The following is a 260-nucleotide window of genomic DNA, read 5'->3' as shown; positions in this document are numbered from 1 at the left end:
GTGGTGCCAGGCATCACCGCTGCGGCTGGCTGCAGCGCCTATGCCGGCATTCCACTGACCCATCGCGATCTGGCCCATTCCTGCCAGTTCATCACCGGCCACCTGCAGACCAACGGCGAGCTGCACCTGCCATGGGACGCCCTGGCTCAAGGCGGACAAACACTGGTGTTTTACATGGGCCTGGCCAGCCTCGGCGAGATCTCGCGCAACCTGATCTCCGCCGGATTGCCAGTGGACACCCCTGCCGCGCTGATCGGCAA

1 protein-coding gene is annotated in these 260 nt (G+C 65.0%); it reads left to right on the top strand.

The genetic code is table 11. The annotated features are described in order from the left end of the window. The coding region (locus tag AAEZ10_RS27510; protein WP_350571837.1) for a uroporphyrinogen-III C-methyltransferase at positions 1-260 on the top strand (260 nt) is incomplete at both ends.

This window comes from Pseudomonas sp. H26/SER47-MNA-CIBAN-0231, from assembly GCF_040310465.1.
In the GTDB taxonomy this organism is placed as follows: domain Bacteria; phylum Pseudomonadota; class Gammaproteobacteria; order Pseudomonadales; family Pseudomonadaceae; genus Aquipseudomonas; species Aquipseudomonas atacamensis.
This window is presented reverse-complemented; position numbering and strand designations above follow the sequence as displayed.